This window comes from Pseudomonas sp. F-14 TE3623, assembly GCF_053629015.1.
In genome coordinates, this window is the sequence record NZ_JBRJHM010000001.1 from 1119503 (window position 1) to 1144451 (window position 24949).

Consider the following 24949-nt stretch of genomic DNA (forward strand, 5'->3'; position numbering starts at 1 on the left):
ATGTGGGAGCGGGCTTGCTCGCGAAAGCGGTCTGTCAGTCAACAATTGTGTTGAAGATGACGGTCCCTTCGCGAGCAAGCCCGCTCCCACATTTTTTTGTGTCAGCCTAAGAGATCGCGCAGAACCTGGGTGAAGGCGCGGTTACTCTCTTCTTCCCCGGCATGCCGCCCATCACGCACGACCCACTGGCCGTTGACCAGCACGTCCCGCACCTGACGATCACCACCGGCAAACAACCAGCGATTGAGAATCCCGTCACCACTGGCCGTCGCCAGGTACGGATCGTTGCCATCGAGCACCAACCAATCCGCACGCTTGCCGACCTCCAGGGCGCCGATCGGCTGCCCCAGCGCCTGGGCGCCGCCATCCAGCGCGGCGTCGTACAGTGTGCGGCCTACCATCGGCTGATCCGCGCCATACAAACGATTACGCCGCTGATCGCGCAGACGCTGGCCGTATTCCAGCCAGCGCAATTCTTCCACCACGCTTAACGAGACATGGCTGTCGGAACCGATGCCCATGCGCCCGCCCTGCGCCAGGAAATCCACCGCCGGAAAAATCCCGTCGCCGAGGTTGGCTTCGGTGGTCAGGCACAGGCCTGCGATGGCGCGGCTCTTGGCCATGAGCGTGACTTCTTCGGGATTGGCGTGGGTCGCGTGGACCAGGCACCAGCGCTGATCGACGTCGGTGTTTTCGTACAGCCATTGCAACGGCCGGCGACCGCTCCAGCTAAGGCAGTCATCGACTTCCTTCTGCTGCTCGGCAATGTGAATGTGTACCGGGCACTGCTTGTCGCTGGCCGCCAGCACTTCACTGATCTGCTGCGGGGTGACCGCACGCAACGAGTGGAAACACAAACCCAGGGCCTGGGCCGGTTGCTGCGCCAGGATCGGCTGCAAGCGCGACTGAAGTTTCAGATAGTTTTCGGTGCTGTTGATAAAGCGGCGCTGACCTTCGTTCGGGGTCTGGCCACCGAACCCGGAATGGCTGTAGAGCACTGGCAGCAGGGTCAAACCAATACCGGCGGAGCTGGCCGCCTGGCTGATGCGCAGCGCCAGTTCGGCCGGGTCTGCGTACGGTTGGCCGCTCGTATCGTGGTGTACGTAATGAAACTCCGCGACTGAGGTGTAACCGGCCTTAAGCATTTCGATGTACAGCTGACGGGCGATGACGCCGAGTTGATCCGGGCTGATTTTTCCGACGAGCCGATACATCAAATCGCGCCAGGTCCAGAAACTGTCGTTCGGATTACCCGCCACTTCTGCCAACCCGGCCATGGCCCGCTGGAAGGCGTGGGAGTGTAAATTCGGCATTCCCGGCAGCAGCGGACCGCTCAGCCGTTCGGCGTCATCTGCGTGGGAATCGGCCTGGATATGGGTCAGCACGCCATCGGCACTGACCTCAAGACGTACATTGTTGGCCCATCCACTAGGCAGTAGCGCGCGTTCGGCAAAGAAGGCGGACATGGTTCAGCACCCCATCGTGTGTTATTTGTATATACATATACAGACGTTTGCCTGCTCGGTAAACTCCGGCAAGCTATGTGGCTCGTGTGGTTAGTTCGTCAGCTCAAGTTCGGATGCCAGAAATTCAGAGCCAAGGCGCTGCGACGAGTCATAGCTGGCTATGGCGAGGAGCAGCAACGCAGGATCTGGATTTTCTGGCGCCGAAATTGACTGACAGAACTAACAACACGAGCCACATTACCTCTATTCAACCAACAAGGATTAAACGTGCCGACTCCGCCTGCAGTCTCCCCGTTGGCCGCACACATGGGCGACAGTCCGGCGCCCTTGTACGCCCGCGTCAAACAGATGATCACCCAGCAAATCGACAGTGGAAACTGGCCGCCGCACTACCGCGTTCCGTCGGAAAGCGAGTTGGTCAATCAGCTGGGTTTCAGCCGCATGACCATCAACCGCGCCCTGCGCGAGATGACTGCCGACGGCTTGCTGGTGCGCATGCAGGGTGTCGGTACGTTCGTCGCCGAGCCGAAAAGTCAGTCTGCCTTGTTTGAAGTGCACAACATCGCCGACGAGATCGCCTCCCGTGGCCATCGCCACACCTGCAAGGTAATCACCCTTGAAGAAGAGGCTGCCGGTTCCGAGCGCGCCCTGGCCCTGGACATGCGCGAAGGCCAGAGGGTTTTCCACTCGCTGATCGTGCATTTCGAAAACGACATTCCGGTGCAAATCGAAGACCGTTTCGTCAACGCGCTGGTGGCGCCGGACTACCTCAAGCAAGACTTCACCTTGCAAACGCCTTACGCCTATCTGAATCAGGTCGCGCCATTGACTGAAGGCGAGCACGTGGTCGAAGCGATTCTCGCCGAGCCGTCCGAATGCAAATTGCTGCAGATTGAGAAGGGCGAACCTTGCCTGCTGATTCGTCGCCGTACCTGGTCCGGCCGTCAGCCCGTGACCGCCGCCCGTTTGATTCACCCCGGTTCCCGTCATCGTCTGGAAGGACGGTTCCATAAATAAAGAGCCATAAATGAGCCAGTTGAAAGTTTTACGCGCGGCCGATTACCCGCGCATGCCGTGGAAAAACGGCGGTGGCAGCACTGAAGAAATCACCCGCGATACCGGTGTGGGCCTTGATGGTTTTGGCTGGCGCCTGTCGATTGCCGACATCGGCGAGTCGGGCGGGTTTTCCACCTTTGCCGGCTATGAGCGGGTGATCACTGTGCTGCAAGGCGAGGGCATGACCTTGCGTGTCGACGGTCAGGACACACGGTCGTTGTTACCGCTGGACCCGTTTGCTTTCAGTGGCGAGAGTCATGTGTCTTGCACATTGCTCGGCGGCCCGATTCGCGATTTCAACCTGATTTATGCGCCGGACCGTTACCGCGCGCGGTTGCAGTGGCTGGAGGGTGAGCAGCGGTTTTTCAGTTCGGCCGGCACCGTGCTGGTGTTCAGCGTCGCTGAACAGCTTGAAGTGACGGTGGGTAACAACGCCTCTCAGCTAGGACGCCATGATTGTCTGCAACTGGACGGTAACGTTGGCCTGCTGGATATCTCTATCAAGGGGCAGTGCTGTGTGATCGAGCTGATCGCGCGCTGATCCAACACCGAGAGTCGCCTCTATCGCGGGCAAGCTCGCTCCCACAGGACACCGTCGTACTTGTGGAAGCGGGCTTGCCCGCGATGCTTTTCAGAGCTCGAAACCCCGTTTCCCATTGCGCACCACTTTGTTACCGAACGCCCCAGCGTGGCGCAAAACCACGCTCAAGTAACAGCCATCGTCCTCGCGCAAAATCCCCCCCCCCAAAAATTTCATCTTCCTCAAGGCCCTTGATCTACAGCCTTTCCAGCCCTTTCAAAACTTTTCTTGAACACTCATCCAGCAAGTTGGCCGCTTGATTGCATATGCTTGTATGTACAAGTAAAGACGTATGCGTATGAGTCGATCGAGACTCCTCGCAACGTCCACTGATTCGCTTGTGGCGCTCTGACGCGCACAAGCTCGCTTGCCCACCGCCAGGGTTGGTTTGGATTGATCGCTGAGGAGTCTTTTTCGTGACTGACAATACCCAGAAACCTACTACCGCCTCTTTTACAAAGTACCGTGATGTTGAAATACGTGCGCAGCGCGGTAACAAGCTGACCGCCAAGAGCTGGCTGACTGAAGCGCCGCTGCGCATGCTGATGAACAACCTCGACCCGGAAGTCGCCGAGAACCCTAAAGAACTGGTGGTTTACGGTGGTATCGGTCGTGCGGCACGTAACTGGGAATGCTACGACAAGATCGTCGAAAGCCTGACCAACCTGAACGACGACGAGACCCTGCTGGTGCAATCCGGCAAGCCGGTCGGCGTGTTCAAGACCCACAGCAACGCCCCACGCGTGCTGATCGCCAACTCCAACCTGGTGCCACACTGGGCGAGCTGGGAACACTTCAACGAACTCGACGCCAAAGGCCTGGCCATGTACGGCCAGATGACCGCTGGCAGCTGGATCTACATCGGCAGCCAGGGCATCGTTCAGGGCACCTACGAAACCTTCGTCGAAGCCGGTCGCCAACACTATAACGATGACCTGAAAGGTCGTTGGGTCCTGACCGCAGGCCTCGGCGGCATGGGCGGCGCTCAACCATTGGCCGCAACCCTGGCCGGCGCTTGCTCGCTGAACATCGAATGCCAGCAGATCAGCATCGATTTCCGCCTGAACAGCCGCTATGTCGATGAGCAAGCCACCGACCTCGACGACGCGCTGGCCCGCATCGCCAAATACACCAAAGAAGGCAAAGCGATTTCCATCGCCCTGCTGGGCAACGCGGCTGAAATCCTGCCTGAACTGGTCAAGCGCGGCGTGCGCCCGGACATGGTCACCGATCAGACCAGCGCCCACGACCCACTCAACGGTTACCTGCCGGCCGGCTGGACCTGGGAAGAGTACCGCGCTCGCGCCAAGACCGAGCCTGCTGCCGTGGTCAAAGCCGCCAAGCAGTCCATGGCCGTGCACGTTAAAGCGATGCTCGACTTCCAGAAAATGGGTATTCCGACCTTCGACTACGGCAACAACATCCGTCAGATGGCTCAGGAAGAAGGCGTCGAGAACGCGTTCGACTTCCCAGGCTTCGTACCGGCTTACATCCGTCCGCTGTTCTGCCGTGGCATCGGCCCGTTCCGTTGGGCGGCGCTGTCGGGCGATCCGCAGGACATCTACAAGACTGACGCCAAAGTAAAAGAACTGATTCCGGACGACGCCCACCTGCACAACTGGCTGGACATGGCCCGTGAGCGCATCAGTTTCCAAGGTCTGCCGGCACGTATCTGCTGGGTTGGCCTGGGCCTGCGCGCCAAGCTCGGTCTGGCTTTCAACGAGATGGTCCGCAGCGGGGAATTGTCCGCACCGATCGTGATCGGTCGCGATCACCTGGACTCCGGCTCGGTATCCAGCCCGAACCGCGAAACCGAATCGATGCAGGACGGTTCCGACGCCGTGTCCGACTGGCCACTGCTCAACGCTCTGCTCAACACCGCGAGCGGCGCGACCTGGGTTTCCCTGCACCACGGCGGCGGCGTCGGCATGGGCTTCTCCCAGCACTCGGGCATGGTGATTGTCTGCGACGGTACTGACGAAGCGGCCGAGCGTATCGCTCGCGTGCTGCACAACGACCCGGCTACCGGTGTCATGCGTCATGCCGATGCGGGTTACCAGATCGCAATCGACTGCGCCAAGGAGCAGGGCCTGAACCTGCCGATGATTACCGGCAAGTAACGCAGATTGCTTTACCTGTGGGAGCGGGCTTGCTCGCGAAGAGGCCGGCACATTCAACATCTGTGCTGGCTGATCCACCGCTTTCGCGAGCAAGCCCGCTCCCACAAAAAAGCAGTTCCACAATGGCTTCCCATAACAATCCACAGAGGTTGAACAATGGCTGTTAATGACGATCGTGCAGGCAGTAAACCGTTGATCGAGAAACGTTCGATCGACTACATCCCGGAAGCGGAGAGACACGGTCGTCTGTTGAGCCAGTTCACCCTGTGGATGGGTGCCAACCTGCAAATCACCGCGATTGTCACCGGGGCCCTGGCCGTGGTGCTGGGCGGTGACGTGTTCTGGTCGTTGATCGGTCTGTTGATCGGTCAGCTGCTCGGCGGTGGCGTAATGGCGCTGCATGCGGCGCAAGGGCCCAAGCTTGGCCTGCCGCAGATGATCTCTAGCCGGGTGCAGTTCGGTGTTTACGGCGCGGCCATCCCGATCGTGCTGGTGTGCCTGATGTACCTGGGCTTCACCGCAACGGGCACCGTGCTTTCCGGCCAGGCGCTGGGCCAGTTGTTTGGCGTCAGCGACAGCGTCGGGATCCTCATCTTCGCCAGCGTCATCGTGCTGGTCACGGTGCTCGGTTATCGGGTGATCCATTGGATCGGCCGTGTCGCCAGCGTCATTGGCGTGATTGCCTTTGTTTACCTGTTCAGTCGCCTGATGAGCCAGACTGACGTTGGCGCACTCCTGCAAATCCGCCACTTCAGCTGGACCAGCTTTCTGCTCGCGGTGTCGCTCGCGGCGTCCTGGCAGATCGCCTTCGGCCCCTACGTGGCTGACTACTCACGCTACCTGCCGAGCAGCACGTCCTCGGTGAAAACCTTTTTCGCCGCTGGCGCCGGTTCGGTTATCGGTGCACAGGTGGCGATGATCCTCGGCGTGCTTGCGGCCGCCTCGGCCAACGGGCAGTTCGCCGGCCACGAAGTGGCCTACATCGTGGGTCTGGGCGGTACCGGTGCCACCGCGGCGCTGCTGTACTTCAGCATCGCGTTCGGCAAGGTCACCATCTCAACACTGAACTCCTACGGCAGCTTCATGTGCATTGCGACGGTCATCAGCGGTTTCCGTGGTGACCTGAAAGTAACGCGTTTGCAGCGTCTGGTCTTCGTGCTGGTCATCGTCGGCACTGCGACCCTGATCGCGTTGCTCGGTCAGCACTCGTTCCTCGGTGCGTTCAAGTCCTTCATCCTGTTTTTGCTGGCTTTTTTCACGCCATGGAGCGCGATCAACCTGGTGGACTACTACTGCATCACCCGCGAGCGCTATGACGTGCCGGCACTGGCCGATCCGAACGGTCGCTACGGCCGTTGGAACCCCCTCGGTATCAGCGTCTATGTCTTCGGTGTGCTGGTGCAACTGCCGTTCATCTCTACCAAGTTCTACACCGGTCCGCTGGTGCACGCTCTGGGTGGTGTGGATATTTCCTGGATCATCGGTCTGGTGTTTCCCGCAGGCCTGTATTACGTGTGCGCAAAAAAATGGCACAGCGCAGTACCCGATCACCTGATTCTGCCAGTCGAGCAGGACAGCGATGCAGCACCTATAACAAGCGGGGCCGGTCGCGCTGCGGCGCAGGCCTGACTGGACGTGGACAGGGCTGGATGCCTCTTGACTGCCGTAAGCCAACTCATGATTAGGAGCGTCAAACAATGAAATCGAACAAGACCCTGCTGACCACATTGCTTTCCATGGGCCTGTTGGCCAGCGCCGGCGCCACTCAGGCGGCTGGTTGGTGCGAGTCGGGCAAACCGGTGAAATTTGCTGGCCTGAACTGGGAAAGCGCCATGCTGCTGACCGACGTGCTGCAAGTCGTGTTGGAGAAAGGCTACGACTGCAAGACCGACAGCCTGCCGGGCAACTCCATCACCATGGAAAACGCCCTGAGCAGCAACGATATTCAAATCTTCGCCGAAGAGTGGGTTGGTCGTAGCGAAGTCTGGAACAAGGCCGAGAAGGCCGGCAAAGTTGTCGGTGTCGGCGCGCCTGTCGTGGGTGCTGTCGAAGGTTGGTACGTGCCGCGTTACGTGATCGAAGGCGACGCCAAGCGCAAGCTGGAGCCTAAAGCACCAGACCTGAAAGCGATCGCCGATCTGGGTAAATACGCTGCAGTGTTCAAGGATCAGGAAGAGCCATCCAAGGGCCGTTTCTACAACTGCCCGGCCGGCTGGACCTGTGAGCTGGACAACAGCGAAATGCTGAAAAGCTACGGCCTGGAAAGCACCTACACCAACTTCCGTCCGGGCACCGGTCCGGCGCTGGATGCCGCGGTGCTGTCGAGCTACAAGCGTGGCGAGCCGATCCTGTTCTACTACTGGTCGCCAACCCCGCTGATGGGCCAGGTTGACCTGGTGAAACTCGAAGAGAAACCAGGCGTGAACAAGGAAGTGACCATCAAGGTCGGCCTGTCCAAGACCTTCCACGAGCAAGCCCCGGAACTGGTGGCTGTGCTGGAAAAGGTCAACCTGCCAATCGACTTGCTTAATCAGAACCTCGGGCGCATGGCCAAAGAGCGGATCGAATCGCCAAAACTGGCCAAGATCTTCTTGAAGGAACATCCTGAAGTCTGGCACGCATGGGTGAGCGAAGACGCAGCCAAAAAGATCGACGCGGCCTTGTAGGTTGAGTTTCTCCGACTGTCGGCAACGGCAGTCGGATGCTTGATCGCAACCCCTTGATTGAGAGTCTTTTTATGTTTCCCGAAAGCTTTACCTTTTCCATCGCCGACTGGGTCAACAGTTGGGTCGATTCGCTGGTCACCAACTACGGCGACGTATTCCGCAGCATCTCCGACACCCTGCTGTGGGCCATCGTCAATCTTGAAGGGCTGCTGCGTGCGGCGCCCTGGTGGCTGATGCTGGCGATCGTGGCGGGCGTTGCCTGGCACGCGACCCGCAAAGTCGTGACCACGTCGGTCATCGTCGGTCTGCTGTTCCTGGTGGGTGCGGTCGGCCTCTGGGACAAGCTGATGCAGACCCTGGCGCTGATGATGGTGGCGACGGTCATCTCGGTGCTGATCGGCATTCCGCTGGGCATCCTCTCGGCGCGCAGCAATCGCCTGCGTTCGGTGCTGATGCCGCTGCTGGACATCATGCAGACCATGCCGAGTTTCGTGTACCTGATCCCGGTGCTGATGCTGTTCGGCCTGGGCAAGGTCCCGGCGATTTTCGCCACGGTGATCTACGCTGCGCCGCCGCTGATCCGCCTGACCGATCTGGGTATTCGCCAAGTCGACGGTGAAGTGATGGAAGCGATCAACGCTTTCGGCGCCAATCGCTGGCAACAATTGTTTGGCGTGCAACTGCCGCTGGCCCTGCCAAGCATCATGGCCGGGATCAACCAGACCACCATGATGGCCCTGTCGATGGTGGTCATCGCCTCGATGATCGGTGCCCGTGGCTTGGGTGAAGATGTGTTGGTGGGGATTCAGACCCTCAACGTCGGACGCGGCCTTGAAGCCGGTCTGGCGATCGTGATTCTGGCAGTGGTCATCGACCGCATTACTCAGGCGTATGGTCGGCCACGGCATGAGGTGAGCAAATGAGCAACGAAGCCATCAGCAAGATCGAAGTCAAAAACGTCTTCAAGATTTTCGGCAGCCGCTCCAAGGATGCGCTGGGCATGATTGGCCAGGGCAAGACCAAAGATCAGGTATTGGCCGAAACCGGCTGCGTGGTCGGCGTGAACGACCTGTCGCTGAGCATTGGCACTGGCGAGATCTTCGTGATCATGGGCCTGTCGGGTTCCGGCAAGTCGACCCTGGTGCGCCACTTCAATCGCCTGATCGACCCCACCAGCGGCGCGATCCTGGTGGACGGCGTGGACATCCTGCAATACGACATGGAAGCTCTGCGCGAATTTCGCCGGCACAAGATCAGCATGGTGTTCCAGAGCTTCGGCCTGCTGCCGCACAAGACCGTGCTGGATAACGTCGCCTACGGCCTGAAAGTGCGTGGCGAGAGCAAGCAGATGTGCGCCGAGCGCGCGCTGCACTGGATCAACACCGTGGGCCTCAAGGGCTACGAAAACAAATACCCGCATCAGCTTTCCGGCGGTATGCGCCAGCGTGTGGGCCTGGCTCGCGCTCTGGCGGCGGACACCGACATCATCCTGATGGACGAGGCGTTCAGCGCCCTCGACCCGCTGATCCGCGCCGAGATGCAGGACCAGTTGCTGGAACTGCAAAAGACCCTGCACAAGACCATTGTCTTCATCACCCACGACCTCGACGAGGCCGTGCGCATCGGCAACCGCATCGCGATCCTCAAGGATGGCCGCCTGATTCAGGTCGGCACACCACGAGAGATCCTGCATTCGCCGGCGGATGAGTATGTGGACCGGTTTGTACAGCGGCGGGCTGCGGTGGTTTAAAGAGATTTGCGGTGTTTGTGCTGGCCTCTTCGCGAGCAAGCCCGCTCCCACATTAGATTGTTGGTGTATTAAAAATTTGTGTTCGACACAGATCCAATGTGGGAGCGGGCTTGCTCGCGAAGGCGGCGGTGAAGCTGCATCAATATTCAGGTTGTACGCACGAGGTTGAAGATGTCCCAGGCTGAAAAAATCGTTATCGCCGACGCCCCGTTGCGCTGGCAGGATGTGGTTGCCGTAGCCCGTCACGGCGCACAGCTCGAGCTATCGCCCCAGATCTGGGCGCGGATCGAGAATGCCCAGGCGATCGTCCAGCGCATCGTCGTCAGTGGCGAGCGTGCCTATGGCGTCAACACCGGACTCGGCGCGCTGTGCAACGTCTCGCTCAAAGACGAACAACTCAGCCAGTTATCGCGCAACACCTTGCTTAGCCACGCTTGTGGCGTCGGCGCGCCTTTGGCCGACGAGCAGACCCGCGCAATCATCTGCGCCGCTATTCGCAACTATAGCCATGGCAAATCCGGCATTCATCGCCAGGTGGTCGAAGCCCTGTTGGCACTGCTCAATCGCGGCATCACCCCGCAAGTGCCGTCCCAGGGTTCGGTGGGCTACCTGACCCACATGGCCCACATCGGAATCACGCTGCTGGGTGTCGGCAATGTCAGCTATCGCGGGCAGATCGTTTCCGCGCAGCAGGCGTTGAGCGAAGAAGGTCTGCAGCCGGTACAACTGGGCGCCAAAGATGGCTTGTGCCTGGTCAACGGCACGCCGTGCATGACCGGTCTCAGCTGTCTGGCAATTGCCGATGCGACGCGTCTGGTGCAGTGGGCCGATGTGATCGGTGCCATGAGCTTCGAAGCTCAGCGTGGCCAGATCGCCGCGTTCGACGCCGAGATCATCGCGCTCAAGCCTCACCCGGGCATGCAGCAAGTCGGCATCAACCTGCGGGCGTTGCTCGATGGCAGTGAAGTGATTGCCAGCAGCAAGGGCATTCGTACTCAGGATGCATTGAGCATCCGCTCGATCCCGCAAGTCCACGGCGCCGCTCGCGATCAACTTGAGCACGCGAAAAAGCAGATCGAAACCGAACTCAACTCGGTCACCGACAACCCGATGCTGCTGGGCACGCCGGACAACTTCCGGGTGGTGTCCCAGGCCAACCCGCACGGTCAGTCGGTGGCATTGGCGGCGGATTTGCTGGCGATCGCCATGGCCGAAATCGGCTCCATCGCCGAGCGTCGCCTGGACCGTTTGATCAACCCGCACGTCAGCGGTCTGCCGGCGTTTCTGGTGGCCAATCCCGGGGTGAATTCCGGGATGATGATCGTCCAGTACGTTGCCGCGTCCCTGTGTGCGGAAAATCGTCAACTGGCGCAACCGGCGGTGCTCGACAACTACGTCACCTCGGGCTTGCAGGAAGATCACTTGAGCATGGGCACCAACGCGGCGCTGAAGCTGCATCGCGCGCTGGAAAACTGCACGCAGATCCTCGCCATTGAATATTTGCTGGCATCCCAGGCGTTTGAATTCCTCAAGGAGCAACGCTTTGGCGCTGGCACCGATTCCGCGTGGCGTCTACTGCGTGAGCGGGTTCCGGCCTACGACCAGGACCGCTGGCTGGCACCGGACATCGCTGCCGCTGCCGGTGTTTTGAAAGACCCGATTTTGTTGCACAAGGCTTTACCGAACCTGAACTGATTTCTACCAACACCAGCGTGCCAAGGCGCGGCTCCCCAAAAGGGTTGACGCGACGGACAACGGACATCTCCGGAGCGTCTGGTGAGTTAATAACAAACTCTCAAAAGGAGCACAAAATGACTGCGCTTAACCTGATTCCCGGCCAACTGAGCCTTGCCCAGCTGCGTGATGTCTATCAGCAACCGGTCAACATCACCCTCGACGAAAGTGCTTCGGCGCAAATCGAAGCCAGCGTTGCCTGTGTGGAACAGATCCTCGCCGAGAACCGCACCGCTTATGGCATCAACACCGGTTTCGGCCTGCTGGCCTCGACCCGCATCGCCAGTGAAGACCTGGAAAACCTCCAGCGCTCGCTGGTGCTGTCCCACGCCGCCGGTGTTGGCGAGCCGATCAGCGACGCCTTGGTGCGGCTGGTCATGGTGCTCAAGGTCAACAGCCTGAGCCGTGGTTTTTCCGGCATTCGCCGCGTGGTGATCGATGCACTGATCGCGCTAATCAATGCCGAGGTGTATCCGCACATTCCATTGAAAGGTTCGGTCGGCGCCTCCGGCGATTTGGCACCATTGGCGCACATGTCGCTGGTGCTGCTGGGTGAAGGCAAGGCGCGTTACAAAGGCGAGTGGCTACCCGCCACCGAAGCGCTGAAAGTTGCTGGTCTGACTCCGCTGACCCTGGCTGCCAAAGAAGGTCTGGCGCTGCTCAACGGTACCCAGGTTTCCACCGCTTACGCTCTTCGTGGCTTGTTTGAAGGCGAAGATCTGTTCGCCGGTGCCGTAGCGCTGGGTGCCCTGACCGTCGAAGCCGTGCTGGGCTCGCGCTCGCCGTTCGACGCACGCATTCATGCCGCGCGCGGTCAGAAAGGCCAGATCGACGCTGCGGCCGCTTACCGCGATCTGCTGGGTGAGCGCAGCGAAGTGTCCGACTCGCACCAGAACTGCGAAAAGGTCCAGGACCCGTACTCCCTGCGCTGCCAGCCGCAAGTCATGGGCGCCTGCCTGACCCAGTTCCGTCAGGCCGCCGAAGTGCTCGTCATCGAAGCCAACGCCGTCTCCGACAACCCGCTGGTGTTCGCCGCTGAAGGCGACGTGATCTCCGGCGGTAACTTCCACGCCGAACCGGTGGCCATGGCTGCCGACAACATGGCCTTGGCCATCGCCGAAATCGGTTCGCTGAGCGAACGCCGCATCTCGCTGATGATGGATAAGCACATGTCACAACTGCCGCCATTCCTGGTGGCCAATGGCGGCGTGAACTCCGGCTTCATGATCGCTCAGGTGACTGCAGCAGCATTGGCCAGCGAGAACAAGGCGCTGTCTCATCCGCACTCGGTGGACAGTCTGCCGACGTCGGCCAACCAGGAAGACCATGTGTCCATGGCCCCGGCAGCGGGCAAGCGTCTGTGGGAAATGGCGGAAAACACGCGTGGGGTTCTGGCAGTGGAGTGGCTGGCGGCGGCTCAGGGCCTCGACCTGCGTGAAGGTCTGAAAACCTCGGCCAAACTGGAAAAGGTCCGGGCGATTTTGCGGGCTGAAGTGCCGTTTTATGAGAAGGACCGTTTCTTTGCGCCAGACATCAATGCGGCCAGTGAGTTGTTGGCCACGCGTTGCCTGAATGAATTGGTGTCGGTGAAATTACTTCCTAGCCTGTAAGGGCCCCTTCGCGGGCAAGCCCGCTCCCACAAGGAACTCGCTGAACCTGTGGGAGCAGGCTTGCCCGCGATACGATTTTGAACATTGTGGAGACTAAGGGATGAAAACTCTCTGGCAACACTGCCACGTCGCAACCATGGCGCAAGGCGTCTACTCGAGCATCGAGGATGCGGCCATCGTGACGTCAGGTGCGCACATTGAGTGGATTGGTCCGCGCGGCGAACTGCCGTCGGGCGAGTACCCGGCCGTCAATGATCTTAAAGGGGCCTGGGTGACTCCGGGCCTGATCGACTGCCACACCCACACGGTGTTCGGCGGTAACCGCAGCGGTGAATTCGAACAGCGCCTGCAAGGCGTCAGCTATGCAGAAATTGCTGCGGCCGGTGGTGGCATCGCCAGCACCGTGCGCGCTACTCGCGCGGCGACCGAAGACGAGCTGTTCGCCAGCGCCGCCAAGCGCCTGAAGAGCCTGATGCGCGACGGCGTGACCACGGTCGAGATGAAGTCCGGCTACGGCCTGGACCTGGCCAGCGAACGCAAGATCCTGCGGGTGATCCGCCGTCTTGGCGCCGAGCTGCCGGTCAGCGTGCGCAGCACTTGCCTTGCCGCCCATGCCTTGCCGCCGGAATACGTTGATCGCGCCGACGACTACATCGATCACATCTGCGCCGAGATGCTCCCGGCCCTGGCCGCCGAAGGGCTGGTGGATGCAGTGGACGCTTTCTGCGAGTACCTGGCGTTTTCGCCGGAACAGGTCGAACGGGTTTTCGTCGCTGCGCAGAACCTCGGCTTGCCAGTGAAGCTGCATGCCGAGCAATTGTCGTCGTTGCACGGTTCGAGCCTGGCGGCGCGTTACCACGCGTTGTCCGCCGACCATCTGGAATTCATGACCGAAGACGACGCCATCGCCATGGCCAAGTCCGGCACGGTCGCGGTATTGCTGCCCGGCGCGTTCTACTTCCTGCGGGAAACCCAATTGCCGCCGATGGAAGCCCTGCGCAAACACGGTGTAAAAATCGCCATCGCCAGCGACCTCAACCCGGGCACTTCGCCGGCGCTGTCGTTGCGCTTGATGCTGAACATGGCCTGCACCTGTTTGCGCATGACCCCGGAAGAGGCTCTTGCTGGCGCAACGATTCATGCCGCCACCGCGCTGGGCATGGCCGAGACTCACGGTTCGCTGGAAGCCGGAAAAGTCGCAGACTTCGTCGCCTGGCAGATTGATCGACCGGCGGACCTGTCGTACTGGCTGGGCGGCGACCTGGAAAAACGCGTCGTGCGTCACGGCGTCGAAACAAGCGTTTAGGAGAGCAGTTGTGGATAAGGTTCTGAACTTCAAACAAGGCCGCGTGCCGCTGCTGATCAGCATGCCCCACGCCGGCCTGCGCCTGACCCCAGTGGTCGAAGCGGGATTGATTCCCGACGCGAAAAGCCTGCCGGACACTGATTGGCACATCCCCCGGCTTTACGAATTCGCCGCCGAGCTGGGCGCCAGCACCCTGGCGGCCGAGTACTCGCGGTTTGTCATCGACCTGAACCGGCCGTCCGACGACAAGCCTTTGTATGTCGGTGCGACCACTGGTCTGTACCCGGCGACGTTGTTCGACGGCATTCCGTTGTTCCGCGAAGGGCTGGAGCCATCGGCCGCAGAGCGGGCGACTTATCTGGAGCAGATCTGGACGCCGTACCACCGGACCTTGCAGGAGGAGTTGGCGCGACTGAAAGCCGAGTTCGGCTACGCGCTGCTGTTCGATGCGCACTCGATCCGCTCAATCATCCCGCACCTGTTCGACGGCAAGCTACCGGACTTCAACCTCGGCACCTTCAACGGCGCCAGTTGCGATCCACAATTGGCCAGCCAACTGGAAGCTATCTGCGCACGGCATGGCGATTACAGCCATGTGCTGAACGGTCGCTTCAAGGGCGGGCACATTACCCGGCATTACGGTAACCCGGCCGAGAACATCCATGCCGTGCAACTGGAGTTGGGTCAGTGCACGTACATGGAAGAGTTCGAGCCATTCCGCTATCGCCCGGACCTGGCGGCACCGACGCAAGTGGTGCTCAGGGAATTGCTGCAAGGGCTGCTGGCGTGGGGTCAACAGCGATATCAGGCATAACCATTCACCTGTGGGAGATTCTATGGTTGAAGGGAAGCCCTCAACCAGCTTTGGGTTGATATTCGCTCTGTCCTTTCAGTAGAGCGAATACGATCCGAGCAAGCTTGCGAGCCAGTATCACCAGCGCCTGAGTGGTGCTGAAACCTCGAGCTCTTTGCTCTTCATAAAAGCCTTTCCAGGCTGGCGTACGGCTGGCCGACATAGCTGCATTGTGCAGAAGCCGGCGAGCTTCCGGGTCACCTCGCTTGGTCAAGCTCCGGCGCCCGTCTTTTTGCCCTGACTTCGCCACCCGCAAATCCATTCCCAGAAAGGCAATAAAGGCATCTGCGTTTCTGAAGTCGCCCCGCTGAAACGCCGTGAGCAAGCGGGCTCCGGTCAGAAATCCAATGCCTTCAACTTTCAGGCAACGCTTCAACTGACCGAGCAAACCGGCTTCTTTCAGATGATCATTAATCGTCTTTTCGACCAGCGTTTCAAGCTGCTGCATGGCTTTCACTTGCGCGGCGAAAGCAGATTTCAGCAGCGGTTCATTCGCCCAACTTTGCACTAGGCCGACCCGCGCCTGAACCAAGGCTGCGCGACGACGAAAAAGGCTCAAGAGCTGGCGGTACAGCGGTGATGGCGGGGTCCAAGGATGAAGATCATCACCTTCGTTCTTCAGATAGCGGGCGAGCAGTCTGGCATCCAACGCATCGGTTTTGGCGCGGATATTCACCCCTTTTCGGTAATGGCTGAGTTCATAGCCACCCACCATGTAAATCACGCAGCCAGCCTCATAGGCCAGATCGGCGAACTCCAGGTGATAGATATTGGTCGACTCAATGGCTACCGCGACTGTCCCCGACAAGGCTTTCAACCACTGCTTGATGGCAGCCTTGTTGTTGGGAATCTCTTCAAGCAGGTCAAGTTCGGCGTGATAGATCACCAGTTCGTTCTTGGCGACATCCACGCCTACGATTGGCTTTGTGACAGAAACCGGCATTGCCATTGGATTTCCTCCGGGATATGTTTTGAGCACTTGAAGGGCTCACCCAGAGGCGCAGGCCTGTTCCTATCGTCGGTCCTAGCCAGATGCATTCTTTATCGGCGCTTGGGTGAAAGGAGGAGGGGCGAAATCTCCCACGGATCTGTACTGCGTCAACAGTCAGAATCGGGCTTTGTCCCTCCTCCTCCCTTCAAGTCCTACCATACAAGCGGGCTTGCTCGCGAAGAGGGAGTGTCAGTCGACATCTATGTTGCCTGGTACACCGCCTTCGCGAGCAAGCCCGCTCCCACATGGATTGCGATTAACCCCTTCGCCACAGGTCGCCTCGATACCTGACTGGAACTGTCGCCACTGTGCAAATCTCGGTCGCTACAGTTCGCTTTTACCCTCTCGACGCTGCGTAATGTTCTGGGCACGGTGCATGAAGACACCGGGCCCATAATAATCTGCTGCCGAGCGAGCCTTCCCGATGAAACGACTGTTCAACCGCTGTCTGTTAATCCTCACCGGCACTGCTCTTCTGAGCACCAGCGTTTTCGCCAACGACCCCCCTTCCTGCAAGACCGTACGCATGGGCGTGGTCAACTGGACCGATGTGATCGCCACCAGCGGCATGGCTGACGTATTGCTCAACGGCCTCGGCTACGAAAGCAAGCAAACCAGCGCCGTGCAGCAAATCATCTTCGCCGGCATCCGCGACAAACGCCTCGATATCTTCCTCGGTTACTGGAAACCAGCGATGGACAAAAACATCGCGCCGTTCGTGGCCGCCAATCAAGTGAAGGTCATGGACAAACCGAGCCTCTCGGATGCCCAGGCGACCCTTGCCGTGCCTGACTACGTTGCGGCGGCGGGCCTTAAAACCTTCGCCGACATCGCCAGATTCAAGGAACAGCTTGGCGGCAAGATCTATGGCATCGAGCCGGGCAGCGGTGCTAACACCACGATCAAAACCATGATCGAGACCAATCAATTTGGCTTGAAGGATTTCAAGCTGATCGAGTCCGGTGAGGCCGGCATGCTTGCCGCCGTTCAGCGGGCGGTCAATCGCAAGGAGTTCGTGGTGTTTGTCGGCTGGACCCCGCATCCGATGAACATCAACATGAACATCGCCTACCTGACCGGCAGCGAAGACGTCTACGGGCCGAACGAAGGCGCGGCGACCGTTTCCACCGTGACCGCGCCGGACTATGCCGAACGCTGCCCGAACGTGAACCGCCTGTTGGAAAACCTCACTTTTACCGCCGCTCAGGAAAGCCAGTTGATGGTGCCGATCATGGAGCGCAAGACGCCGCAGGAGGTCGCCAGGCAATGGCTGCGTGATCATCCCGAAGATCTTCAACGCTGGCTGGCAGGTGTCAGCAGTTTTGATGGCAAGGAGGGTGTGGCAACCGTTCAGGCCAGTTTGAAAAACTGACTAGTCGAACGGGGATCACTGTGGCGAGGGGGAGCGCAGAACCTGTGGGAGCGTGGCTTGCCCGCGAAGAACGATGACGCGTAATACCTGAAAAACCGCGGCGCATTCTTCGCGGGCAAGCCACGCTCCCACAGGATTTGCGTCGTTCAAATTTTTTGACTTCCTCTATTTGGCTGGCTGCAGGCTCATGGCTCCTTATCCACTCTCTGAACACATGGCGGCTTTCGTCGAGAAAACCCTCAGCTTCAACAGCACCGACAGCAGCCTCACCGGTTTGCGTCAGGTCTACAGCGAGATGTGCCGGGAGTTTACCCCACCGCGTCCCGCGGGGCTTGAGGTGGTCGACTTTCAATTGGCAGGCGTAGCCGTACGCTCCTGGCAACCGCCGGTCACGCCGCCGACCAACGGTTGGCCGTGCATTGTGTATCTGCACGGTGGCGGTTGGGTGGTGGGGGATCTGGATTCCCACGCCTTCATCTGCGCCGAACTGGCGTCGGTGCTCGGGGTGATGGTGATCGCCGTCGATTATCGGCTGGCACCGGAGCATCCGTTCCCGGCGGCGTTCGATGACTGCCTGAGTATCTGGCGCGCGCTGCACGCGGGACCGTTTCAGCTCGACCCTGTGCGCACCCTGGTGGCGGGCGACAGCGCTGGCGGCAATCTCGCCGCTGCGTTGTGCCTCGCGTTGCGCGATGCCGGTGAGCCAATGCCATGCGCACAAGTTCTGATCTATCCGGGACTGGGCGGCGACCACCGATTGCCGTCGCGCAACGAATGCGCCGATGCGCCATTGCTCAGCAGCAGCGATCTGGATTGTTATCACGCGTTGTATTTAGGCGGACCCCGACAACCGGGTGCCTATGCGATGCCCTTGCTCGCCGACGATTTCAGCGGTCTGCCACCGGCATTGATCGCCGTAGCGCAGTTCGACCCGCTGCGCGATGACGGCGTGCTTTACGCTGAGCGACTCAACGCCGCAGGCGTAAGCGCAACGCTTTATTACGGGGAGGGGCTGGTTCACGGCTGTTTGCGGGCGCGGGGGCAGGTCGCCGAGGTCGACCGACTCTATGAAACCCTGCTCGGCTATTTGGCTGAGAAAACGGGCTGACAAACTCTGACGTGCCAAGGGGCATGCTCATTGAAGTAATTCGGGTTTATGATGCCGGACGGCAGAATAATAGAAGTCCCCCCAGGGATGACCTCGACCCCTTACGGAGCGCGCAATGCAGACTTTGTACCCGCAGATCAAACCCCACGCCCGGCACGATCTGGCTGTCGATAAAACCCACACGCTGTATGTCGACGAAAGCGGTTCGCCGGAAGGTTTGCCGGTGGTGTTCATCCACGGCGGCCCTGGCGCCGGATGTGATGCCCAGAGCCGCCGGTATTTCGATCCGAACCTGTATCGCATTGTCACCTTCGACCAGCGTGGTTGCGGTCGCTCCACGCCCCACGCCAGCCTGGAAAACAACACCACCTGGGATCTGGTCGCCGACCTTGAGCGCATTCGCAAACACCTGGGCATCGACAAGTGGGTGCTGTTCGGCGGCTCCTGGGGTTCGACCCTGGCCCTGGCCTACGCGCAAACCCATCCGGAGCGCGTACACGGTTTGATTCTGCGCGGGATTTTTCTCTGTCGTCCCCAGGAAATCGAGTGGTTCTACCAGTGTGGCGCCAGTCGCCTGTTTCCCGATTACTGGCAGGACTACATCGCGCCGATCCCGCAGGACGAACGCCACGACTTGCTCTCGGCGTTCCACAAACGCCTGGTCGGCAACGATCAGATTGCCCAGATGCACGCGGCCAAGGCCTGGTCCATGTGGGAAGGCCGCACCGCCACCCTGCGGCCGAATCCGCTGGTGGTCGACCGCTTCTCCGAGCCTCAGCGTGCGTTGTCCATCGCCCGTATCGAGTGTCACTACTTCACCAACAATGCTTTCCTCGAGCCGAACCAACTGATTCGTGACATGGCCAAGATCGCCCACCTGCCTGGCGTTATCGTCCATGGTCGTTACGACGTGATCTGTCCGTTGGACAACGCCTGGGAATTGCATCAGGCCTGGCCGAACAGCGAGTTGCAGGTGATTCGCGACGCCGGTCATGCAGCGTCCGAATCGGGTATCACCGATGCCTTGGTACGCGCCGCTGATCTGATGGCCCGCCGTATGCTCAATCTGTCGCCTGACGAAGCATGAAGGGCCTGCTGCAACGCGTGCGTGGCGCGCGAGTCGAGGTTGCGGGAGAGGTGGTTGGCGCGATAGATCAGGGGTTGCTGGTGCTGGTGGCGGTCGAGCCCGACGATACTCCGGCCAGTGCCGACAAACTTCTGCATAAACTGCTTAACTATCGAGTATTCAGTGACGCCGAGGGCAAGATGAATCTGTCCCTGGCGGACGTAGGCGGTGGGTTGCTGCTGGTCTCGCAGTTCACCCTGGCCGCCGACACCAAAAACGGGTTGCGCCCCAGTTTTTCGACTGCGGCTCCTCCTGCTTTGGGCGAGGAGCTGTTCGACTATCTATTGGGTAAAGCGAAACAGGTGCATGGCACTGTGGCATCAGGTAGATTCGGCGCGGATATGCAGGTGCATCTGGTCAATGATGGCCCGGTAACCTTCCTGTTACAGACGTGAAAGCGCTTGAAATATCTTTTTAGGTGCATTTCGACTGTAAACAGAGGCTTTTCCCGATAAATACTTGGTTCCCCCTGATGCGTTGTAACGCGGCCTGCTAGATAATCGCGCGCTACGGGGATCGGCGTTCGTTGGTCCGTTTTGACTTAGGTAGAGACTTGTCCGAGGCCTGTTGGGGAATCATTTTGCCCCATAGGAGTCGGAACAATGCTCGCCAACTTGGCAAGAGTCGTTCGCAGGGTCGGTTTTTTTCCACCGCACACCGTGCTGGCACTTTAACTGGCCGTTGGTTTTTTGATCTGTTTTCGGCGAGGGTTGCTCGTGATTGTTAGTCCCTGTAATGCACCAAAATTGTCTGCCAAACGGTTTCGAAGCGCTCTGGTAGCAGGCTCTGCACTGCTCTGCCTGTTCAGCGCCGGCCAACTTTGGGCATTCAATCTGGATGACGTATCGGTCAAGGCAAAAGAGCTGGCCGGGCAAAAATACGAAGCCCCGCGCAGTAACCTGCCGAATGAATTTCGCGAGATGAAATTCGCGGACTATCAAAAAATTCGGTTCCTCACGGAAAAAGCCGAATGGGCGAACCAGAAAACTCCATTCAAGCTATCGTTCTATCATCAGGGTATGCACTTCGATACGCCGGTGAAAATCAACGAAATCACGGCCAACACCGTCGAAGAGATCAAATACGACCCAAGTCGTTTCGATTTCGGCGACGTGAAGTTCGATCCTAAAGCCACCGAACAGCTGGGTTATGCCGGTTTCCGTGTGCTGTACCCGATCAACAAGGCCGACAAGCAAGACGAAATCATGACGATGCTTGGCGCGAGTTATTTCCGCGTCATCGGCAAGGGGCAAACCTACGGTCTGTCCGCTCGCGGCATGGCCATTGATACCGCGTTGCCATCCGGCGAAGAGTTCCCGCGCTTCACCGAGTTCTGGATTCAACAGCCGAAGCCGGGCGACAAGCACCTGGTGATCTTCGCCCTGCTGGATTCGCCGCGTGCCACCGGTGCCTATCGCCTGACCCTGCGTCCGGGCAGCGACACGGTCGTCGACGTCAAGGCCAGGATGTTCCTGCGTGACAAGGTCGCCAAACTCGGCGTTGCGCCGCTCACCAGCATGTTCCTGTTCGGCGCCAACCAGCCGTCGAAAGTGCTGAACTACCGTCGCGAACTGCACGATTCCAGCGGCCTGTCGATTCATGCTGGTAACGGCGAATGGATCTGGCGTCCACTGAACAATCCGAAACACCTGTCCGTGAGTAACTTCTCGATCGAGAACCCGCGCGGTTTCGGCTTGCTGCAACGTGGCCGTGACTTCAGTCACTACGAAGACCTCGATGACCGCTACGACAAGCGCCCAAGTGCCTGGATCGAACCGAAAGGCGATTGGGGCAAAGGCTCCGTCGATCTGGTAGAGATTCCTACGGCTGACGAAACCAACGACAATATTGTCGCTTTCTGGAGCCCGGAAAAACTGCCTGAGCCTGGCCAGTCCCTGGACGTTGCATACCGCATGCACTGGACCATCGACGAAGCCTCCCTGCATTCGCCGGACAGCGCCTGGGTTCAACAGACCCTGCGTTCCACGGGTGACGTCAAGCAGTCGAACCTGATTCGTCAGCCGGACGGCAGCGTGGCCTATCTGGTGGATTTCGAAGGCCCGTCCCTGCAAGTCCTGCCGGAAGATGCTGAAGTACGCAGCCAGGTGAGTGTTGGCGACAACGCAGAACTGGTCGAGAACAGCGTCCGTTACAACCCTGAAACCAAGGGCTGGCGCCTGACATTGCGGATGAAGATCAAGGATCCAAGCAAAGCCACCGAAATGCGCGCAGCGCTGGTCAAGAACATCTCGCCTGCCGAGGCGCTCAAGACCGCGGCGCCAGCGTCCAGTTCTTCCGTTGCCAAGGCCGACAAGATCGCCGCCCGACAGCAAGAGAAGAAGGACAAGGAAGCCAAGCAGACTGAAGCGCAAGCCCAGCAAGTCAAGGACACCAAGGACAAGGACAACAAAGACGCCAAGCAGCCTGTTGCTGCTGAAGCGGCCCCAGCCACAACGGAATCGGCACCGACTGAACAAGTCCTGACCGAGACCTGGAGCTATCAGTTGCCCGCCGATGAGTAATTCACAAGTACAGCCACAAACGCTTGCCGAATATCTGGCGCATTTGCCGATGAGCGACGAGCAGCGCGCGGAACTCGCGGGCTGCAAGTCTTTCAGTGAACTGCATGAACGTCTGTCGTCCTCGACGTTCGACGCGCCGACCGAGGCTGCTCAAGCCTCGGTTGGCCGGCGCCTGACCCTGAACACCGCCGAAGAACTGGCGGACTCGGAAATGCTGGTGCTCGACGCCAGTGGCCGGGTTTGCCTGAAGGCAACCCCGCCGATCCGTCGGACCAAAGTCGTGCCGGAGCCGTGGCGCACCAACATTCTGGTGCGTGGCTGGCGTCGGCTGACCGGTCGCACCAATCCGCCGGCTCCGCCGAAGGATGAGAACGTGCTGCCGGCAGCTCGCTGGCGCACCGTCGGTTCGATCCGCCGTTACATTCTGCTGGTGCTGATGCTCGGTCAGACGATCGTCGCCGGCTGGTACATGAAAGGCATCATGCCGTACCAGGGCTGGTCGTTCGTCGATCTTGAAGAAGTTCTGCATCAACCTCTGACCCAAACCGCCACGCAAGTGCTGCCATATGCCTTGCAAACCAGCATTCTGATTATGTTCGGGATTCTGTTCTGCTGGGTCTCGGCGGGGTTCTGGACCGCGCTGATGGGCTTCCTCGAGTTGATCACCGGCCGTGACAAGTACCGCATTTCCGGCGCCAGCGCCGGCAACGAGCCGATCGCCAAGGACGCACGCACCGCACTGGTGATGCCGATCTGCAACGAAGACGTGCCGCGGGTGTTCGCCGGTTTGCGGGCGACCTTCGAGTCGGTTGCGGCCTCGGGTAATCTGGATCGCTTCGACTTTTTCGTGCTCAGCGACAGTAACGACGCCGACATCTGCGTTGCCGAGCAGCAGGCCTGGCTGGACGTCTGCCGTGAAGGCAAAGGCTTCGGCAAGATCTTCTATCGCCGCCGCCGCCGCCGCGTAAAACGTAAAAGCGGCAACCTCGACGACTTCTGCCGTCGTTGGGGCGGTGACTACAAGTACATGGTCGTGCTCGACGCCGACAGCGTAATGAGCGGCGAATGCCTGAGCAGTCTGGTGCGCCTGATGGAAGCCACGCCGGACGCCGGGATCATCCAGACCGCGCCGCGTGCGTCGGGCATGGACACCCTTTATGCGCGTATGCAGCAGTTCGCCACGCGTGTGTACGGTCCGCTGTTCACTGCCGGTCTGCACTTCTGGCAGTTGGGCGAATCCCACTACTGGGGTCACAACGCGATTATCCGCATGAAGCCGTTCATCGAGCACTGCGCCCTGGCGCCGTTGCCCGGTAAAGGCGCGTTTGCCGGTGCGATTCTGTCCCACGACTTCGTCGAAGCTGCGCTGATGCGCCGTGCCGGCTGGGGCGTATGGATTGCCTACGACTTGCCGGGCAGCTACGAAGAACTGCCACCGAACCTGTTGGACGAACTCAAGCGTGACCGTCGCTGGTGCCACGGCAACCTGATGAACTTCCGGCTGTTCCTGGTCAAGGGCATGCACCCGGTGCACCGTGCGGTGTTCCTGACCGGCGTCATGTCGTACCTGTCTGCGCCGTTGTGGTTCTTGTTCCTGGTGTTGTCGACGGCCTTGCTGGCGGTCAACACGTTGATGGAGCCGCAATACTTCCTGGAACCGCGTCAGCTCTATCCACTGTGGCCACAATGGCAGCCGGACAAGGCGATTGCGCTGTTCTCGACGACCATCGTGCTGCTGTTCCTGCCGAAATTGCTGAGCATCATCCTGATCTGGGCCAAGGGCGCGAAAGAGTTCGGTGGCAAGTTCAAGGTGACGCTGTCGATGCTGCTGGAGATGTTGTTCTCCATGTTGCTGGCGCCGGTGCGGATGATTTTCCACACCCGTTTCGTACTCGCAGCGTTCCTCGGCTGGGCCGCGACCTGGAACTCGCCACAACGTGACGATGACTCCACGCCATGGAGCGAAGCGGTCAAACGCCACGGTCCGCAAACCTTGCTGGGCTTCTTCTGGGCGCTGTTGGTGATCTGGCTGAACCCGAGCTTCCTCTGGTGGCTGGTGCCGATTGTCGGTTCGCTGATGCTGTCGATCCCGGTATCGGTGATCTCCAGCCGTGTCGGCCTGGGCCTCAAGTCCCGTGACGAAAGCCTGTTCCTGATCCCTGAGGAATACAATCCGCCACAGGCGTTGCTGGCGACCGATCAGTACACCCACGAAAACCGTTGGCATGCGCTGAACGACGGCTTCGTCCGGGCAGTGGTCGATCCACAACAGAACGCCTTGGCGTGCGCGCTGGCGACGTCCCGTCACCGTCAGGCAGAACCGATCGAATGGCTGCGTATCGAGCGGGTTCGCCATGCGATGAAGGTCGGACCTGCCGGGCTGACCAACGACGAGCGTGTGGCCCTGCTGAGTGATCCGGTGGCACTGGGTCGCTTGCATGAGCAAGTCTGGAACGAAGGCCACGCCGAGTGGCTACAAGCCTGGCGCACATCGGTGGATGCCGATCCCCATGCGCCGCTGTTGCCGCTCAAGCCTGTGAGCGTACAGCCTCAGTTGGCCTAATGAAAAACCCCGCGAAAGCGGGGTTTTTTTTGTGCTGCTGATCTGACTGAGCGGCGCGAATCCTGTGGGAGCGGGCTTGCTCGCGAATGCATCACCCGGTTTCAAGCGAACCGGGATACCCGCATC

Annotated in this window: 19 protein-coding genes; 17 read left to right on the forward strand and 2 right to left on the reverse strand. The window is 59.8% G+C overall.

Translation table 11 applies throughout. The features are described 5' to 3' along the window. Positions 1–101: 101 nt before the first annotated feature. Positions 102–1466, reverse strand: coding sequence for a formimidoylglutamate deiminase (locus AB7M29_RS05135; RefSeq protein ID WP_052966807.1), 1365 nt, complete (start codon positions 1464–1466; stop codon positions 102–104). Between the two features lie 306 nt (positions 1467–1772). Here AB7M29_RS05135 and hutC point away from each other — a divergent pair, with 306 nt between their 5' ends. The 11 genes from hutC to hutG all read left to right on the forward strand — a co-directional run bounded on the left by hutC (position 1773) and on the right by hutG (position 15102). Continuing rightward, complete coding sequence (hutC, locus tag AB7M29_RS05140) at positions 1773–2483, forward strand: histidine utilization repressor (RefSeq protein WP_177409387.1); 711 nt, start codon at positions 1773–1775, stop codon at positions 2481–2483. Between the two features lie 10 nt (positions 2484–2493). Next, positions 2494–3063 (forward strand): HutD/Ves family protein, encoded by a 570-nt coding sequence (locus tag AB7M29_RS05145; protein ID WP_217855309.1) that lies wholly within the window; start codon positions 2494–2496, stop codon positions 3061–3063. Positions 3064–3518: 455 nt separating this feature from the next. Beyond that, a complete protein-coding gene (hutU, locus tag AB7M29_RS05150; protein WP_217855310.1) occupies positions 3519–5222 on the forward strand; it encodes a urocanate hydratase in 1704 nt (567 codons plus the stop codon). A 156-nt stretch (positions 5223–5378) separates the two neighbouring features. Next, entirely contained in the window at positions 5379–6851 is a 1473-nt protein-coding gene (locus tag AB7M29_RS05155; RefSeq protein ID WP_454246457.1) for a purine-cytosine permease family protein, read from the forward strand. A 68-nt stretch (positions 6852–6919) separates the two neighbouring features. Beyond that, positions 6920–7888, forward strand: coding sequence for an ABC transporter substrate-binding protein (locus AB7M29_RS05160; RefSeq protein WP_123361141.1), 969 nt, complete (start codon positions 6920–6922; stop codon positions 7886–7888). 71 nt (positions 7889–7959) lie between these two features. Continuing rightward, positions 7960–8811 (forward strand): ABC transporter permease, encoded by an 852-nt coding sequence (locus AB7M29_RS05165; RefSeq protein ID WP_030129253.1) that lies wholly within the window; start codon positions 7960–7962, stop codon positions 8809–8811. Next, the gene (locus AB7M29_RS05170) at positions 8808–9638 is read left to right on the forward strand and encodes a quaternary amine ABC transporter ATP-binding protein (RefSeq protein WP_051414811.1); all 831 of its coding nucleotides are present in this window, start codon (positions 8808–8810) and stop codon (positions 9636–9638) included. The genes AB7M29_RS05165 and AB7M29_RS05170 overlap by 4 nt, the downstream gene beginning before the upstream one ends. Positions 9639–9809: 171 nt before the next feature. Continuing rightward, positions 9810–11333 carry a histidine ammonia-lyase gene (gene hutH, locus AB7M29_RS05175; protein WP_454246458.1) on the forward strand — a complete coding sequence of 508 codons (1524 nt, stop codon included), beginning with the start codon at positions 9810–9812 and terminating at the stop codon, positions 11331–11333. Between the two features lie 116 nt (positions 11334–11449). Then, positions 11450–12982 carry a histidine ammonia-lyase gene (hutH, locus tag AB7M29_RS05180; RefSeq protein WP_454246459.1) on the forward strand — a complete coding sequence of 511 codons (1533 nt, stop codon included), beginning with the start codon at positions 11450–11452 and terminating at the stop codon, positions 12980–12982. Between the two features lie 100 nt (positions 12983–13082). Further along, the gene (hutI, locus tag AB7M29_RS05185) at positions 13083–14288 is read left to right on the forward strand and encodes an imidazolonepropionase (protein WP_454246460.1); all 1206 of its coding nucleotides are present in this window, start codon (positions 13083–13085) and stop codon (positions 14286–14288) included. 10 nt (positions 14289–14298) lie between these two features. Next, the gene (gene hutG / locus AB7M29_RS05190; RefSeq protein ID WP_454246461.1) at positions 14299–15102 is read left to right on the forward strand and encodes an N-formylglutamate deformylase; all 804 of its coding nucleotides are present in this window, start codon (positions 14299–14301) and stop codon (positions 15100–15102) included. Positions 15103–15142: 40 nt separating this feature from the next. Here hutG and AB7M29_RS05195 read toward each other — a convergent pair whose 3' ends face one another. Beyond that, positions 15143–16090 carry an IS110 family transposase gene (locus AB7M29_RS05195; protein WP_217858081.1) on the reverse strand — a complete coding sequence of 316 codons (948 nt, stop codon included), beginning with the start codon at positions 16088–16090 and terminating at the stop codon, positions 15143–15145. Positions 16091–16556: 466 nt separating this feature from the next. On the opposite strand from AB7M29_RS05195, the gene AB7M29_RS05200 reads away from it, so the two are divergent. The 6 genes from AB7M29_RS05200 (at position 16557) to mdoH (ending at position 24823) form a co-directional block, all read left to right on the forward strand. Next, complete coding sequence (locus tag AB7M29_RS05200; protein WP_454246462.1) at positions 16557–17504, forward strand: choline ABC transporter substrate-binding protein; 948 nt, start codon at positions 16557–16559, stop codon at positions 17502–17504. Positions 17505–17691: 187 nt separating this feature from the next. After that, complete coding sequence (locus AB7M29_RS05205; RefSeq protein WP_454246463.1) at positions 17692–18612, forward strand: alpha/beta hydrolase; 921 nt, start codon at positions 17692–17694, stop codon at positions 18610–18612. A 115-nt stretch (positions 18613–18727) separates the two neighbouring features. Further along, on the forward strand, positions 18728–19699 hold the full coding sequence (pip, locus tag AB7M29_RS05210; RefSeq protein WP_048396065.1) for a prolyl aminopeptidase: 972 nt from the start codon (positions 18728–18730) through the stop codon (positions 19697–19699). Continuing rightward, positions 19696–20133: a D-aminoacyl-tRNA deacylase gene (gene dtd / locus AB7M29_RS05215; protein WP_123361149.1), complete on the forward strand. Its 438-nt coding sequence runs from the start codon at positions 19696–19698 to the stop codon at positions 20131–20133. The genes pip and dtd overlap by 4 nt, the downstream gene beginning before the upstream one ends. A 321-nt stretch (positions 20134–20454) precedes the next feature. Continuing rightward, positions 20455–22260, forward strand: a complete 1806-nt coding sequence (locus AB7M29_RS05220) for a glucan biosynthesis protein G (RefSeq protein ID WP_217855357.1) — start codon at positions 20455–20457, stop codon at positions 22258–22260. Further along, positions 22253–24823: a glucans biosynthesis glucosyltransferase MdoH gene (gene mdoH, locus AB7M29_RS05225; protein WP_217855359.1), complete on the forward strand. Its 2571-nt coding sequence runs from the start codon at positions 22253–22255 to the stop codon at positions 24821–24823. The genes AB7M29_RS05220 and mdoH overlap by 8 nt, the downstream gene beginning before the upstream one ends. Positions 24824–24949: the final 126 nt, after the last annotated feature.

Coding starts and splice junctions, on each gene's coding strand:
- AB7M29_RS05135 (WP_052966807.1), bottom strand. CDS start 1,466: ATGTCCGCCTTCTTTGCCGAACGCGCGCTACTGCCTAGTGGATGGGCC.
- hutC (WP_177409387.1), top strand. CDS start 1,773: ATGGGCGACAGTCCGGCGCCCTTGTACGCCCGCGTCAAACAGATGATC.
- AB7M29_RS05145 (WP_217855309.1), top strand. CDS start 2,494: ATGAGCCAGTTGAAAGTTTTACGCGCGGCCGATTACCCGCGCATGCCG.
- AB7M29_RS05155 (WP_454246457.1), top strand. CDS start 5,379: ATGGCTGTTAATGACGATCGTGCAGGCAGTAAACCGTTGATCGAGAAA.
- AB7M29_RS05160 (WP_123361141.1), top strand. CDS start 6,920: ATGAAATCGAACAAGACCCTGCTGACCACATTGCTTTCCATGGGCCTG.
- AB7M29_RS05165 (WP_030129253.1), top strand. CDS start 7,960: ATGTTTCCCGAAAGCTTTACCTTTTCCATCGCCGACTGGGTCAACAGT.
- AB7M29_RS05170 (WP_051414811.1), top strand. CDS start 8,808: ATGAGCAACGAAGCCATCAGCAAGATCGAAGTCAAAAACGTCTTCAAG.
- hutH (WP_454246458.1), top strand. CDS start 9,810: ATGTCCCAGGCTGAAAAAATCGTTATCGCCGACGCCCCGTTGCGCTGG.
- hutH (WP_454246459.1), top strand. CDS start 11,450: ATGACTGCGCTTAACCTGATTCCCGGCCAACTGAGCCTTGCCCAGCTG.
- hutI (WP_454246460.1), top strand. CDS start 13,083: ATGAAAACTCTCTGGCAACACTGCCACGTCGCAACCATGGCGCAAGGC.
- AB7M29_RS05195 (WP_217858081.1), bottom strand. CDS start 16,090: ATGGCAATGCCGGTTTCTGTCACAAAGCCAATCGTAGGCGTGGATGTC.
- AB7M29_RS05200 (WP_454246462.1), top strand. CDS start 16,557: ATGAAACGACTGTTCAACCGCTGTCTGTTAATCCTCACCGGCACTGCT.
- AB7M29_RS05205 (WP_454246463.1), top strand. CDS start 17,692: ATGGCTCCTTATCCACTCTCTGAACACATGGCGGCTTTCGTCGAGAAA.
- pip (WP_048396065.1), top strand. CDS start 18,728: ATGCAGACTTTGTACCCGCAGATCAAACCCCACGCCCGGCACGATCTG.
- dtd (WP_123361149.1), top strand. CDS start 19,696: ATGAAGGGCCTGCTGCAACGCGTGCGTGGCGCGCGAGTCGAGGTTGCG.
- mdoH (WP_217855359.1), top strand. CDS start 22,253: ATGAGTAATTCACAAGTACAGCCACAAACGCTTGCCGAATATCTGGCG.